We start from the raw sequence: 242 nt of genomic DNA, 5'->3' as shown, positions 1-242 counted from the left end.
CTCGTTAAAAACAAGAATTGCTCATGTAAAAACAGCTACACAGCCAATGACGATCAGCTACGGAGCTACGTATTGTGCGCAGCCTGGCGAACAGGTAGCTACTCTGCCGATCGGGTATGCTGACGGCTTCTCGCGTCTTCTGTCCAACTCGAGAGAGGTACTGTACAACGGTTCTCGCTCACCGATTATCGGCAAGGTTTGTATGGATCAAATTATGGTGAGACTGGAACAAGGGACGGGTC

General features: G+C 50.0%; 1 protein-coding gene. It reads left to right on the top strand.

Annotated features, from left to right (window positions below; genetic code table 11):
- Positions 1–242, top strand: a 242-nt coding sequence (locus tag SB773_RS34190; protein WP_410594951.1) for an alanine racemase C-terminal domain-containing protein, incomplete at both ends; no start/stop codon positions are given.

It is taken from the genome of Bacillus sp. SIMBA_074 (assembly GCF_046534555.1).
GTDB lineage: Bacteria > Bacillota > Bacilli > Bacillales > Bacillaceae_G > Bacillus_A > Bacillus_A mycoides.
The sequence above is the reverse complement of the archived record's forward strand: the minus strand, read 5'-3'. Positions and strand labels throughout refer to the sequence as shown.